Below are 13,703 nucleotides of genomic sequence, written 5' to 3'. Positions count from 1 at the left end.
GACCTCCTGGAGGGACTAGAGGGGGATGTTGCCGTGCTTCTTCGGCGGCAGGGACTCCCGCTTGGTGCGCAGCTGCCGCAGCCCCTTCACCACGTGCGCGCGGGTCTCGGACGGCATGGCCACCGCGTCGATGTAGCCGCGCTCGGCCGCCGTGTACGGGTTGAGCAGCGCGTCCTCGTACTCGGCGATGAGCCGGGTCCGGGTCTCCTCCACCTCCTCGGGAGCGGCCTCGGCGAGCGTGCGGCGGTGCAGGATGTTCACCGCGCCCTGCGCGCCCATGACGGCGATCTGCGCGGTCGGCCAGGCCAGGTTCAGGTCCGCGCCGAGGTGCTTGGAGCCCATCACGTCGTAGGCGCCGCCGAAGGCCTTGCGGGTGATGACGGTGATCAGAGGGACGGTGGCCTCGGCGTACGCGTAGATCAGCTTGGCGCCGCGCCGGATGATTCCGTTGTACTCCTGGTCGGTGCCCGGGAGGAAGCCCGGAACGTCGACGAAGGTCAGCACCGGGATGTTGAAGGCGTCGCAGGTCCGCACGAAGCGGGCCGCCTTCTCGGAGGCGTCGATGTCCAGGCAGCCGGCGAACTGCATCGGCTGGTTGGCGACGACGCCCACCGGGTGGCCCTCGACGCGGCCGAAGCCGGTCAGGATGTTCGGCGCGAAGAGCGACTGCGTCTCCAGGAACTCCGCGTCGTCCAGCACGTGCTCGATCACGGTGTGCATGTCGTACGGCTGGTTCGCGCTGTCCGGGATCAGCACGTCGAGCTCGCGGTCGGTGTCGGAGACCTCCGTGTCGGCCTCCTCCGGGAACGCGGGGGGCTCGGAGAGGTTGTTCGACGGGAGGTACGACAGGAGCGACTTCACGTACTCGATGGCGTCCTTCTCGTCGCCCGCCATGTGGTGGGCGACGCCGGACGTGCTGTTGTGCGTGCGCGCACCGCCCAGCTCCTCGAAGCCGACGTCCTCGCCGGTGACCGTCTTGATGACGTCCGGGCCGGTGATGAACATGTGCGAGGTCTGGTCGACCATCACCGTGAAGTCGGTGATCGCGGGCGAGTACACGGCGCCGCCGGCGCAGGGCCCGACGACCAGGCTGATCTGCGGGATCACGCCCGAGGCGTGGACGTTGCGGCGGAAGATCTCGCCGTACATGCCCAGCGCGCTGACGCCCTCCTGGATGCGGGCGCCGCCGGAGTCGTTGATGCCGACGAGCGGGCAGCCGGTCTTCAGCGCGAAGTCCATGACCTTCATGATCTTCTGGCCGAAGGTCTCGCCGAGGGCCCCGCCGAAGACGGTGAAGTCCTGCGAGAACACGGCGACGGGGCGTCCGTCGACCGTGCCGTAGCCCGTGACGACGCCGTCGCCGTAGGGCCGGGTCTTCTCCAGCCCGAAGTTGGTGGAGCGGTGGCGGGCGAACTCGTCCAGCTCGACGAAGGATCCCTCGTCCAGCAGTAGGGCAACCCGCTCACGCGCCGTCAGCTTGCCCTTGGCGTGCTGCTTCTCCACGGCACGGGCGGAACCGGCGTGGGTGGCTTCGTCGATGCGGCGCTGCAGATCCGCGATCTTGCCCGCGGTGGTGTGCATGTCGATCGGCTCTGACGGATGTGACATCGGGGTCGCGGCTCCCTGCGTGGTGTCAACTGCCTGGTCAATTGATTGACTACTGCTGGCTACTGGTGCGTAGCGTATCGGCGGGCATGGCGCTCGGCAGTGCGGCGTTTGACACACCTACATTGGGTTGCATGACGCCATCAGATGCATCAGCCGGAACTTCCGCAGGTCGTTGGTCGAGCCTGGAGCGGCCGCCGCTCAATGCCGCCGGGCTGCGGCGGGCCCTCGTCACCGGGGACGGGTTGTGGACCTCCCTGGAGGTGGTCGCCTCCACCGGGTCCACCAATACCGACCTTGCCACGCGGGCGCCGGAGCTGCCCGAGGGGGCCGTGCTCGTCGCCGAGGAGCAGAGTGCCGGGCGCGGCCGGCTCGACCGCAGCTGGGTGGCTCCCGCCCGGTCCGGGCTGTTCTTCTCCGTCCTGTTCAAGCCGGGCGACGCGGTCCCGCAGGAGCAGTGGGGGTGGCTGACCCTGCTGGCCGGCGTGGCCACCGCGACCGGGCTGTCCCGGGCCGCCGGCGTGGACACCGCCCTCAAATGGCCCAACGACCTGCTGGTCACCGTCGAGGGCGAGGAGCGCAAGACCGGCGGCATCCTCGCCGAGCGGGTCGCGGACGGCGTCGTCGTCGGGATCGGCCTCAACGTCACCCTCACCGAGGAGGAGCTCCCGGTGCCCGCCGCCGGATCGCTGGCGCTGGCCAAGGCCACCGTGACCGACCGCGACCCCCTGCTGAGGGCTGTGCTGCGGTCCCTGGAGGAGTGGTACGGGAACTGGCGCGCCGCCGGCGGCGACCCGGCGGCCAGCGGCCTCCAGGAGACCTATGCGGCGGGCTGCTCCACCCTCGGCCGGCACGTGCGTGCGGAACTCCCGGGCGGGCGCACCCTCACCGGAACGGCCGAAGCCGTCGACACCGATGGCCGCCTGGTGATCCGTACGGCCGAAGGGACCCACGAGGCGGTGGGGGCGGGCGACGTCGTCCACCTGCGATCCGTGCACTGACGGGGGCGGGGCCGGGCGTGCGGCGAAATGCGCGGATCGCTGCGTTTCGGGTGCGTACGGCCCCATGCGCCGCCGCGAGGAGCCCGGGCCGTACCCGGATCGAAGCCGGGGAGGGGAGTGAGCTACGGCACACCTGCCGTATGGTTTAGGCGATCCCGCTGCTCGTGGTGATCAACCGGTTCGGCAGGGCAGTGCGCACGGAATGGACAGGAGGCGGCCCTTGACCGTCGACGACTCTGCTTCCGGCACGTCCGCCCCGGGGCCCAGCGGTCCGGGCACCCCGATCGGGCGCGACCAGCACACTCCGCACCACGAGGTCGACCACACCGTGCAGCCGACGGCGGACCCCCTCGCGATCCGCCTGGAGCAGCTGATCCTCGGTGCCGAGCGCCGGTACACGCCGTTCCAGGCCGCCCGTAGCGCCGGGGTGTCGATGGAGCTCGCCTCCCGCTTCTGGCGGGCCATGGGCTTCGCCGACATCGGCCAGGCCCGGGCGCTGACGGAGGCCGACGTACTGGCCCTGCGGCGGCTCGCCGGCCTGGTGGAGGCCGGACTGCTGTCCGAGCCCATGGCGGTGCAGGTGGCGCGGTCCACCGGGCAGACCACGGCGCGGCTGGCGGAATGGCAGATCGACTCGTTCCTGGAGGGGCTCACGGAGCCGCCGGAGCCGGGGATGACCCGTACGGAGGTCACCTACCCCCTGGTCGAGCTGCTCCTGCCGGAGCTGGAGGAATTCCTCGTGTACGTGTGGCGCCGCCAGCTGGCGGCGGCCACCGGACGCGTGGTGCAGGTCGCGGACGACGAGGAGATGGTCGACCGGCGGCTCGCGGTGGGCTTCGCCGACCTGGTGGGCTTCACCCGTCTGACGCGCCGGCTGGAGGAGGAGGAGCTCGGCGAGCTGGTCGAGTCCTTCGAGACGACCGCGGCGGACCTGGTGGCCGCGTACGGCGGCCGGCTGATCAAGACGCTGGGTGACGAGGTGCTGTACTGCGCCGACGACGCGGCCACGGCGGCGGAGATCGCGCTGCGGCTCATCGAGACGATGGAGGCGGACCCGCAGATGCCCGAGCTGCGGGTCGGGATCGCCTTCGGCACGGTGACGACCCGGATGGGCGACGTCTTCGGGACCACGGTGAACCTCGCGAGCCGGCTGACGTCCATAGCCCCCAAGGACGCCGTACTGGTGGACGGGGCGATGGCGGAGGAGCTGTCCCGGACCGGCGCCGCGCCGGTGTCGGAGAAGGAGGCGGAGACGGAGCCCGACGAGGGCGCGGCCTACCGGTTCGCCCTCCAGCCGATGTGGCAGCGGCCGGTGCGCGGCCTGGGCGTCGTGGAGCCCTGGTCGCTGACCCGGCGCAAGCGCCGCTGACCCGGCGCGGCCCCGGCGGGCCCGGTGACCCCGGCGGGCGTGGCCCCGACCGTGCGGCCGTCGCGCTTACCGACATCACGACCGGACCGCAATGCGCCACGGGCCCGTCCCGACCGGTGGGACACCCCCTAATATCCCGGGGTAACGTTCGTTAACCGGGAGGGTCCTATGGCGTCCGAGTTCGAGTCGGAGTTCGTGGCGGTACGCCGCCACGAGGGCGGGGTCGCGGAGCTGGTCCTCGACCGCCCCAAGGCCATGAACGCGGTGTCGACCGACATGGCCCGCGCCATCGGCGCGGCCTGCGCCGCGCTGGCCGCGGACCGCACCGTACGGGTGGTCGTGCTCTCCTCCACGGCGGAGCGGGCCTTCTGCGTCGGGGCCGACCTCAAGGAGCGCAACTCGCTGTCGGACGCCGAGCTGGTGCGGCAGCGGCCGACCACGCGCGGGGCGTACGGGGGCGTGCTGGAGCTGCCGATGCCCACCGTCGCGGCCGTGCACGGTTTCGCGCTGGGCGGCGGCTTCGAGCTGGCCCTGGCCTGCGACGTGATCGTCGCCGACGAGACCGCGGTGGTCGGACTGCCCGAGGTCTCGGTGGGCGTGATCCCGGGCGGCGGCGGTACGCAGCTGCTGCCGCGCCGCGTGGGTGCGGCGCGGGCCGCCGAGCTGATCTTCACCGCGCGCCGGGTGGAGGCCGCCGAGGCGCTCTCCCTGGGCCTGGTGGACTCCGTCGTCCCGGCCGGCCGGGACACGGCGGAGGCGCTGGCGCTGGCGTCGCGGATGGCCGCGAACTCGCCGGTGGGGCTGCGGGCCGCCAAGCGCGCGCTGCGGCTGGGGCACGGGATGGACCTGGCGGCCGGTCTGGAGATCGAGGACGCCGCCTGGCGGACGGTCGCCTTCTCCGGTGACCGCGCGGAGGGCGTGGCGGCCTTCAACGAGAAGCGCAAGCCGAACTGGCCGGGGGAGTAGTGGCCGGGCCGGGGGCGGGGCCGGATCGCGGCCGGCCACCGCGTGCGCCCGGCCGTCCCCGCTGGTGATCTTGGCCGCGCTGAAAATCGCGCCAATTATCTCAAAATCCGACAAAACTCCCTAACCTGGGGTGATGGGAGCTGACGGGCGGCTGCGAGCCGTGGTGGGCCTCGCCCAGGCGATGGCCGCGGCGAGCACGCCGCGCGACAGTGTGCGTGCGGCCGCGCGGGGCGCGCGCCTGGCGATGGACGGCTCGTTCGCCGCGATCTCCGCGTGGGAGCGGGAGCGCGGGTGCCTGCGCGTCCTCGTCAACGAGGGCGAGCGGCGGGCGGGCGAGGAGGAGTTCCCCGAGGACGAGTCCTACCCGGTGCACGACTTCCCCGAGGTCACCGAGTTCCTGCACGAGCGGTGGGTGGGCGGCGGCGGCCCGCACGCCTGGGTCGAGAACGCCGTCGGCGACCGGCCGGGGCGGCGCGGCGAGTCCCTGCGCCGGCGGGGCCGCGGTACGTGCGTGGTCGCGCCCGTGGTCCTCAGCGGGCGGGCCTGGGGTGAGCTGTACGTGGCCCGGGACGAGGGGCTGCCCGACTTCGACGAGGACGACGCGGAGTTCGCCACCGTGCTCGCCGCCGTGGTCGCGGCCGGCCTCGCGCAGAACGAGCGGCTGGAGGAGGCGCGACGGCTCGCCTTCACCGATCCGCTGACGGGGCTCGCCAACCGCCGGGCGGTCGACATGCGCCTCGACGAGGCCTTGGAGGAGCACCGGCGGACCGGTGTCGTCGTGAGTCTCGTCGTCTGCGACCTGAACGGGCTGAAGAAGGTCAACGACACCCTCGGGCACGCGATGGGCGACCGGCTGCTGGAGCGGTTCGGGTCGGTGCTGAGCCTGTGCGGGGCCATGCTGCCGGGGGCCCTGGTGGCGCGCCTGGGCGGCGACGAGTTCTGCCTGGTCGGGGTCGGCCCGTCGGCGGACGACGTCGTCCGGGTCAGCGAGGAGCTGTGCACGCGCGCCGCCGAACTGGAGCTGGGTGAGGGCGTCGCCTGCGGCGTGGCCTCCACCGGGGACCCGATCGGGCCGCTGAAGTCCTCCCGTCGGCTGTTCCGCCTCGCGGACGCCGCCCAGTACAAGGCGAAGGCGGCGCGTTCGGCCGCGCCGGTGGTGGCGGGCCGGGACACGGCGGTGGTGCGGCTGGCGGACGCCGCCGCCCAGGAGGCCCCGGGGGAGCGGCGGCGTTTCCGGGGGCGGCAGTGACCCGCGTCCCCGCCTGCCCGGCAGGTCAATCCGTAAGGGGTCCAGAGGCTGCGCGATCGTGACAGTTCCAGCTAGTGACATACAGCGATTCAATCCGTAGGGTGCTGAATATGGATATGCACACTGTCGTGGTGGGGACGTCCGGTACCACCGCCGAGGACGTCATCGCCGTTGCCCGCGGCAACGCACGGGTCGAGCTGTCCGGCGAGGCGCTCGACGCGCTCGCCCGCGCCCGCGAGATCGTCGACGCGCTGGCCGCCAAGCCCGAGCCGGTCTACGGGGTGTCCACCGGGTTCGGCGCCCTCGCCTCCCGGCACATCAGTCCCGAGCTGCGCGCCCAGCTCCAGCGCAACATCGTCCGCTCGCACGCCGCCGGCATGGGCCCGCGCGTCGAGCGCGAGGTGGTCCGCGCGCTGATGTTCCTCCGGCTCAAGACCGTCGCCTCCGGCCACACCGGCGTGCGCCCCTCCGTGGCGCAGACCATGGCCGCCGTGCTCAACGCCGGGATCACCCCCGTCGTCCACGAGTACGGCTCCCTCGGCTGCTCCGGCGACCTCGCACCCCTGTCCCACTGCGCGCTCGCGCTCATGGGCGAGGGCGACGCCGAGGGCCCCGACGGCACCGTCCGCCCCGCCGGCGAACTGCTCGCCGAGCACGGTATCGAGCCGGTCGAACTCCGCGAGAAGGAGGGCCTCGCCCTCCTCAACGGCACCGACGGCATGCTCGGCATGCTGGTCATGGCCCTCGCCGACCTCGACAGGCTCTACAAGTCCGCCGACATCACCGCCGCCCTCACCCTGGAGGCGCTGCTCGGCACCGAGAAGGTCCTCCAGCCCGAGCTGCACGCCATCCGCCCACACCCCGGCCAGGGCGCCTCCGCCGCCAACATGGCCGCCGTGCTGAAGGGTTCCGGGCTGACCGGGCACTTCCAGGAGGAGTCCGCGCCGCGCGTGCAGGACGCCTACTCCGTGCGCTGCGCCCCGCAGGTCGCCGGCGCGGGCCGCGACACCATGGCGCACGCCGCCCTGGTCGCCTCGCGCGAGCTGGCCTCCGCCGTGGACAACCCGGTGGTGCTGCCCGACGGCCGCGTGGAGTCCAACGGCAACTTCCACGGCGCCCCGGTCGCCTACGTGCTGGACTTCCTCGCCATCGCGGCCGCCGACCTCGGCTCCATCGCCGAGCGGCGCACCGACCGGCTGCTCGACAAGAACCGCAGCCACGGCCTGCCGCCGTTCCTCGCGGACGACGCCGGCGTGGACTCCGGCCTGATGATCGCCCAGTACACCCAGGCCGCCCTGGTCAGCGAGATGAAGCGGCTCGCGGTGCCGGCCTCGGCCGACTCGATCCCCTCCTCCGCCATGCAGGAGGACCACGTCTCGATGGGCTGGTCGGCCGCGCGCAAGCTGCGTACCGCCGTCGACAACCTGACGCGGATCATCGCCATCGAGCTGTACGCCGCCACCCGCGCCATCGAGCTGCGCCACGGGCTGACGGCCGCCCCGGCCAGCCTCGCCGCGATCGCCGCCGCCCGTGCGGCGGGCGTGCAGGGTCCCGGGCCGGACCGCTTCCTCGCCCCCGACCTGGCCGCCGCCGACGAGTTCGTCCGTACCGGCGGGCTGCTCGCCGCGGTGGAGCCGGTGACGGGTCCGCTCGCCTGACGCGGGTCGTCAGCCGCCGTACTGCCGCACAGCCGCGCTGCCGCACGGCCGAGGGCCGCCCCGGGAGGGATCCCGGAGCGGCCCTCGCCGTCGTGGATCACACCCCGGGGCGGCGGCGTACCGAGTAGGTGACGAAGGCGGCCCCCACACCGAGGCAGAAGGTGCCGCCCAGGAGGTAGGGGGTGGTGTCGACGGACCCGGTGTCGGCGAGCGAGAGGGACTGCGCCCGCGGGCCGGAAGCGGAAGGTGCCGAGCCCGAGATCGTTCCGGTGCGCGCCGCCCCGTCGGCCGCTTCCGCGGTGTTCGCGCCCCCGGGCACGCCGGAGGAGCTCCCCGCCGCCTCCGGAGCGGTCGCGCCCGCCGAGGGCACGAACCACAGGGCGGCGAGGAGGGTGGTCGCTCCGAGAGCGGTGAGCAGCGGTCGGCGTGCGGACACGGTGCGATCCCCCTTGTGGCAGCAGCGAATTGGCCGTGTGCGGTGATGCTACGGAAAGGGGCGGGTCGTGGGAAAGTCAGGGCTTCCGCGGGCTTACTCTCCGTCGTATGAATCCTTCTGAGACATCACGATATGTACGGCTTCGGGTGGATCTGGTGCTCGAAGTGCCGGACGCCCAGGCACTCACCGGAGCCGCGCTCGAGCACATCAAGGCCGACGAGTTCATGCCGGACGAGGAGCGCAGCCATGCGGAGGCCGCCGTCCGGGAAGACGAATCGGAAGCCCTCGCCTACCTCGTCGACCCCACTGACCTGGTCGTCGACATTCCCGGGGTGGAACTGGCACAGGCCTCCTGGAGCAGCGAGCCCGTCGAATACGACCCCGAGTCGATGGAGTGGGACCTCGACGAGGAAGATGGGGACTTCGACGAAGAACCCGACAACGCCTGACCGTGCGGTTGCCCACATCCCAACGGAATGTGGAACCGGCCGGCGCCGTTAACGCGTTGTCAGGACCAGGCAGGGGGCCGGGCCCCCTGCCGGGCCAACCCCGGGACGGCGGTCTCGGGGTATCCGGCAACGATGGAGTGGCGTGTGAGGACGGACAGCAAGCGGCGGAGAAGGGCCCTGGCGGCCATATCCGTCGTGCTCGGCGGCGTACTGGTGCTCTCGGCGTGCAACGACGAGGGCGGCGGCGACCCGAAGGGCAACGGGGAGGCCAGCAAGTCCCAGGCGGACGTGGACGCGGCAGCGGCCAAGGACGCCTCGAAGGCCAAGATCACCATCACGCCGAAGGACGGCGCGACCAACGTCGGCCTCAACGACTCGGCGAACGTCGCCGTCAGCGACGGCACGCTCACCCAGGTCGAGCTGAAGACGAGCGAGGGCTCGGCCGTCGCCGGCGACATATCCGCCGACGGAAAGAGCTGGAAGCCCAAGGGCGCCCTGAAGCGCTCCACGAAGTACGCCCTGTCGGCGACCGCCAAGGACGCCGACGGCAAGGAGGCGCACGAGAACGCCTCCTTCACGACCGTCTCCCCGGAGAACAGCTTCGTGGCGTCGTTCGTGCCGGAGGAGGGCCAGACCGTCGGCGTCGGCATGCCGGTCTCGATCACCTTCAACAAGGCGATCAAGGACAAGAAGGCCGTCCAGGCGGGCATCTCGGTCTCCTCCAGCAGCGGCCAGGAGGTCGTCGGCCACTGGTTCAGCGCCCAGCGCCTGGACTTCCGCCCCGAGCAGTACTGGCAGGCGGGCTCCACTGTCACGCTGAAGCTGGCGCTGGAAGGCGTCTCGGGCGCTCCCGGCGTCCAGGGCGTCCAGAGCAAGACCGTCACCTTCAAGATCGGCCGCAGCCAGGTCTCCACGGTCGACGCGAAGACGAAGAAGATGACGGTCACCCGGGACGGCGCGGTCATCAAGACCATCCCGATCTCCGCGGGCGCCCCGGCCAACCCGACCTACAACGGCCAGATGGTGATCTCCGAGAAGTTCAAGGAGACCCGGATGAACGGCGCCACGGTCGGCTTCACCGACGCCGACGGCAAGGGCGAGTACGACATCAAGGACGTCCCGCACGCGATGCGCCTGTCGAACTCCGGTACGTTCCTCCACGGCAACTACTGGGGCGCCGACTCGATCTTCGGCAGCGTCAACACCAGCCACGGCTGTGTCGGCCTGAACGACGTCAAGGGCGCGGGCGACCCGAACCAGCCGGCCGCCTGGTTCTACGACAACTCGCTCATCGGCGACGTCGTCACGGTGGTCAACTCCCCGGACAAGACCATCAAGCCGGACAACGGCCTCAACGGCTGGAACATGAGCTGGGCCGACTGGAAGGCCGGCGCGGCCGCCTGACACCGGACGCGGCTCGCACGAACGGGACGGCGGGGAACCTCACGGGTTCCCCGCCGTCCCGTTCGACGTCGCCCGGCAGAGGTACGGCAACCAGAGGTACGGCAGGGGAGGCGGCCTCGTGCTGCGGTGGCCGAAAACCCCGGGGTGGCGCTTCCGGGGGCGCTCTAGGGTCGGAGCATGATGATCCACTCCCTCGCTCTGCCCCCGTCCGACGCCGAGGTGGACGCCTGGCTGGCGGTCCTGACGGCCGCCGCGGCGGCCGACCTGCCGCGGCTGCCCCCGCCCTCCCGGGTGGAGGTCGCCGGGCGGCTGTGCGTGACGCCGGTGCGCGGCCGGCCCGTACTGTGGGCGGCCGGCGAGGGCGCGGGCGTGGCGGCCCTGCTCCTGTTCACCGAGGAGGGCAACACGCACACCGCGTTCCTGGACGTGCTGACGGTGCGCCCCGAGGAGCGGCGCCGGGGCGTCGGCACCGCCCTGTGGGAGCGGGTCCGCGAGGAGCTGATGGCGCAGGGCCGGACCTCGGTCGCGGCCATGGTGGACCTCGGCGGTCCCGGCCAGGCCTTCGCGGAGGCGATGGGCTTCGAGAACGTCCTGCCGATGGCCTGGTACGCGCAGGAGGTCCCGTCCGCGGGCCGGCCTGCCGCGGGCCGGTCTGCCGCCGACCCGGCCGCCGCCGACCCGGTGCGGGGGCCGCAGACGCCCGGCTACGAGTTGCTGACCTGGCACGGCCTCGTCCCCGACGCCTGGGCGCCCGCCGCGGCCGCCGCCCACGCAGCCATGGAGGACGCGCCGACCGGAGACATGGACCAGCGGATCCAGACGTGGACGGCCCGGCGGCTGCACACCCTCCAGCAGCTGATCCTCGACAGGGGCGGCGACCTGAGCACCGTCGCGGCGGTGACCCCCGAGGGCGAGGTCGCGGCGTACACGGAGATCGTGCTGCCGGATCCTGCGGGCACGAGCGCCGTCCAGTACGACACGGTGGTCGTACCCGCCCACCGCGGGCACGGCCTCGGACGCGCCGTGAAACAGCACATGGTCGCGCAGGCCGCCGCCCGCCACCCGCGGCTGCGCCGCATCGCCACCACGGTGGCGGACGAGAACGGCCCGATGCGGGCGGTGAACGAGGCGCTCGGCTACCGGCGCGAGCGCGGCCTCGGCATCTTCCAGATCAAGCTGTAGCCGCACCCGGGAAGCGGGCGGCCTCCGCAGGCCGCTCGGCTGCCCGCCCGGCCGTCCCCTGCGCGTCCCAGGAGGCCAGCAGGCGCAGGGCGTCCTCGGAGGCCGAGCCCGGCTCCGCGTGGAACGTGACCAGGGACTGTGCCGGGTCGTCGGGGAGCGTCAGCGTCTCGAACGTCAGGCGCATCTCGCCCACCAGCGGGTGCCGCAGCAGCTTCACCCCGTGCGTCTTGTCCGCCACCGTGTGCGCCGCCCACAGCCGCCGGAACTCCTCGTTCTTCACCGACAACTCCCCGACCAGCGCCGACAACCGCTCGTCGTCCGGGTGCTGGCCGGCGTACAGCCGCAGGTTGCTGACGACCCAGCACGCCTGGCACTCCCACTCCCCGTACAGCTCCGCGGTCGCCGGATCCAGGAACATCAGCCGGACCAGGTTCCGCTCCGCCGCGGGAAGCGCCCCGAAGTCCCCGAAGACCGCCGCCGCCAGCCGGTTCCAGCCGATGACGTCCTGACGGTGCCCCACGAGGTAGGCCGGCACGCCGTCCATCGCGTCCATCAGCGTGCGCAGCGCCGGACGCACCTGCTGGGGCCGCCGGCTCTGGCGGCGCCGGCGCGCCTTGGGCCGTGCCAGGTCCATCAGGTGCGCCCGCTCGGTCCCGTCGAGCCTCAGGGCCCGGGCGATGGCGTCCAGCACCTCCACCGACACGTTGTGCCCGTCGCGCTGCTCCAGCCGCGTGTAGTACGCGACCGACACCCCTGCCAGCTGGGCCAGTTCCTCCCGGCGCAGGCCCGGCACGCGCCGCCGGCGCCCGTAGTCCGTCATGCCCACGTCCTCCGGGCGCAGACGTGCGCGGCGGGAGCGGAGGAACTCGCCCAGGCAGGCTCGCTGATCAAGCTGGTCCATGCCGCCCAGTATCGCCGGGTGCGGTGCGGCCGGGAGGGCGTCAGCCTGACCCCGCCAGTAGTAGGTTCGCCGGTCCTAGGAAACGCAGGGGGCTGGGTACCGGTCGCCGTGCGGGGCAGCCTGGTGCGCACCGCAGACACCACCGCTTCGAGGAGCACCACCATGTCCGTCACCACCACCGCGTCCACCGGGTCCACGGCGTCCACCGCGTCCACCCGGGTCGCCGCGTACGCCGCCCCCGCCGCGGGCGCCCCGCTGGAGCGCACCACCGTCCTGCGCCGCCCCGTAGGCCCCCACGACGTCCTCATCGACATCAAGTACGCGGGCATCTGCCACTCCGACATCCACCAGGCGCGCGACGGATGGGGCGAGGGCATCTACCCCATGGTTCCCGGCCACGAGATCGCCGGGATCGTCACCGGGGTCGGCGCGGACGTCACCCGGTTCACCGTCGGGGACCGGGTGGGCGTCGGCTGCATGGTCGACTCCTGCCGCGAGTGCGAGCACTGCCTGAACGGCCGGGAACAGCACTGCGTGCAGGGCATGACCGGCACCTACAACGCCCTCGACCGGGCCGGCGAGCCCACGTACGGCGGCTATTCGACCCATCTCGTCGTCGACGAGAACTACACCGTCCGCATCCCCGACGGCCTCGCCCTGGACGAGGCCGCCCCGCTGCTGTGCGCCGGCATCACCCTCTACTCGCCGCTCAGGCACTGGCAGGCGGGTCCGGGCAGGAAGGTCGCGGTCGTCGGCCTCGGGGGCCTCGGCCACATGGGCGTGAAGATGGCGCACGCGATGGGCGCGGAGGTCACCGTACTGTCGCAGACCCTCCGCAAGGAGGCCGACGGCCGACGGCTGGGCGCCACCCACTTCCACGCCACCGGCGACGAGGCCGCCTTCGAGACGCTCGCCGGGACCTTCGACCTGATCCTGTCCACCGTCTCGGCCCCGCTGGCCCTGGACAAGTACCTGGGCCTGCTGAAGGTCGACGGGGCGCTCGTGAACGTGGGCGCGCCGGAGGAGCCGGTCTCGCTCAACCTCTTCTCCCTCATCGGCGGCCGCAAGACCCTCGCCGGATCGATGATCGGCGGGATCGCCGAGACCCAGGAGATGCTGGACTTCTGCGCGGCGCACGGCCTGGGCTCGGAGATCGAACTGATCGAAGCCGACCGGATCAACGAGGCCTACGCCCGCGTCCTGGCGAGCGACGTCCGCTACCGCTTCGTGATCGACACGTCGACGATCTGATCCCCGTCGGGGTCTCTTTTGCCTTGTGGCACCCGGCTCCGTGGGGGAAGTCCTGGGCTGGTGCTCCTCACTGAGAGACCGTCAAGGGGGACGCGATGCTGGTAGAGGCTTTGGTGGCGTTGGCGGCGGCGGGTGGCGGCGCCATCGTGCAGGCGGCGGGTACGGACGCCTGGAACGGCCTGCGCGGCGGTGTCGCACGGGTGCTGGGCCGGGGCGAGGAAGCCCGGGAACA

Annotated in this window: 12 protein-coding genes; 9 read left to right on the top strand and 3 right to left on the bottom strand. The window is 72.4% G+C overall.

Annotated elements, in window-relative coordinates; all coding sequences use genetic code 11:
• Positions 1–15: 15 nt before the first annotated feature.
• Positions 16–1,608, bottom strand: coding sequence for an acyl-CoA carboxylase subunit beta (locus tag ACZ3X1_RS14205; RefSeq protein ID WP_356812472.1), 1,593 nt, complete (start codon positions 1,606–1,608; stop codon positions 16–18).
• A 131-nt stretch (positions 1,609–1,739) separates the two neighbouring features.
• Between ACZ3X1_RS14205 and ACZ3X1_RS14200 the strand changes: the two genes are divergently transcribed.
• The 5 genes from ACZ3X1_RS14200 (at position 1,740) to hutH (ending at position 7,848) form a co-directional block, all read left to right on the top strand.
• A complete protein-coding gene (locus tag ACZ3X1_RS14200) occupies positions 1,740–2,606 on the top strand; it encodes a biotin--[acetyl-CoA-carboxylase] ligase (protein WP_467279823.1) in 867 nt (288 codons plus the stop codon).
• A 220-nt stretch (positions 2,607–2,826) separates the two neighbouring features.
• Positions 2,827–3,975: an adenylate/guanylate cyclase domain-containing protein gene (locus ACZ3X1_RS14195; RefSeq protein WP_356812474.1), complete on the top strand. Its 1,149-nt coding sequence runs from the start codon at positions 2,827–2,829 to the stop codon at positions 3,973–3,975.
• A 168-nt stretch (positions 3,976–4,143) separates the two neighbouring features.
• A complete protein-coding gene (locus tag ACZ3X1_RS14190; RefSeq protein ID WP_356812475.1) occupies positions 4,144–4,941 on the top strand; it encodes an enoyl-CoA hydratase/isomerase family protein in 798 nt (265 codons plus the stop codon).
• 133 nt (positions 4,942–5,074) lie between these two features.
• Positions 5,075–6,190: a GGDEF domain-containing protein gene (locus tag ACZ3X1_RS14185; RefSeq protein WP_356812476.1), complete on the top strand. Its 1,116-nt coding sequence runs from the start codon at positions 5,075–5,077 to the stop codon at positions 6,188–6,190.
• Positions 6,191–6,306: 116 nt separating this feature from the next.
• Positions 6,307–7,848 (top strand): histidine ammonia-lyase, encoded by a 1,542-nt coding sequence (gene hutH, locus ACZ3X1_RS14180; RefSeq protein ID WP_030822968.1) that lies wholly within the window; start codon positions 6,307–6,309, stop codon positions 7,846–7,848.
• A gap of 97 nt (positions 7,849–7,945) precedes the next feature.
• Here hutH and ACZ3X1_RS14175 read toward each other — a convergent pair whose 3' ends face one another.
• Entirely contained in the window at positions 7,946–8,284 is a 339-nt protein-coding gene (locus ACZ3X1_RS14175; RefSeq protein ID WP_362625277.1) for a hypothetical protein, read from the bottom strand.
• Positions 8,285–8,439: 155 nt separating this feature from the next.
• On the opposite strand from ACZ3X1_RS14175, the gene ACZ3X1_RS14170 reads away from it, so the two are divergent.
• From ACZ3X1_RS14170 to ACZ3X1_RS14160, 3 genes are all read left to right on the top strand, one after another.
• Positions 8,440–8,733, top strand: a complete 294-nt coding sequence (locus ACZ3X1_RS14170) for a hypothetical protein (RefSeq protein WP_030661679.1) — start codon at positions 8,440–8,442, stop codon at positions 8,731–8,733.
• A 132-nt stretch (positions 8,734–8,865) separates the two neighbouring features.
• The gene (locus ACZ3X1_RS14165; protein ID WP_356812478.1) at positions 8,866–10,137 is read left to right on the top strand and encodes a L,D-transpeptidase; all 1,272 of its coding nucleotides are present in this window, start codon (positions 8,866–8,868) and stop codon (positions 10,135–10,137) included.
• A gap of 177 nt (positions 10,138–10,314) precedes the next feature.
• A complete protein-coding gene (locus ACZ3X1_RS14160; RefSeq protein WP_467279812.1) occupies positions 10,315–11,319 on the top strand; it encodes a GNAT family N-acetyltransferase in 1,005 nt (334 codons plus the stop codon).
• Here ACZ3X1_RS14160 and ACZ3X1_RS14155 read toward each other — a convergent pair.
• Positions 11,309–12,220 (bottom strand): helix-turn-helix transcriptional regulator, encoded by a 912-nt coding sequence (locus ACZ3X1_RS14155; protein ID WP_356812480.1) that lies wholly within the window; start codon positions 12,218–12,220, stop codon positions 11,309–11,311. The two genes, ACZ3X1_RS14160 and ACZ3X1_RS14155, sit on opposite strands and share 11 nt — an antisense overlap.
• A 162-nt stretch (positions 12,221–12,382) precedes the next feature.
• Here ACZ3X1_RS14155 and ACZ3X1_RS14150 point away from each other — a divergent pair, with 162 nt between their 5' ends.
• A complete protein-coding gene (locus ACZ3X1_RS14150) occupies positions 12,383–13,471 on the top strand; it encodes an NAD(P)-dependent alcohol dehydrogenase (RefSeq protein WP_467279808.1) in 1,089 nt (362 codons plus the stop codon).
• Positions 13,472–13,703 lie beyond the last annotated feature (232 nt).

The sequence above is a fragment of the Streptomyces sp. NPDC023541 genome (assembly GCF_055559995.1).
Note: the sequence above shows the minus strand (reverse complement) of the source record. Positions and strands in the feature narration are given on the sequence as shown.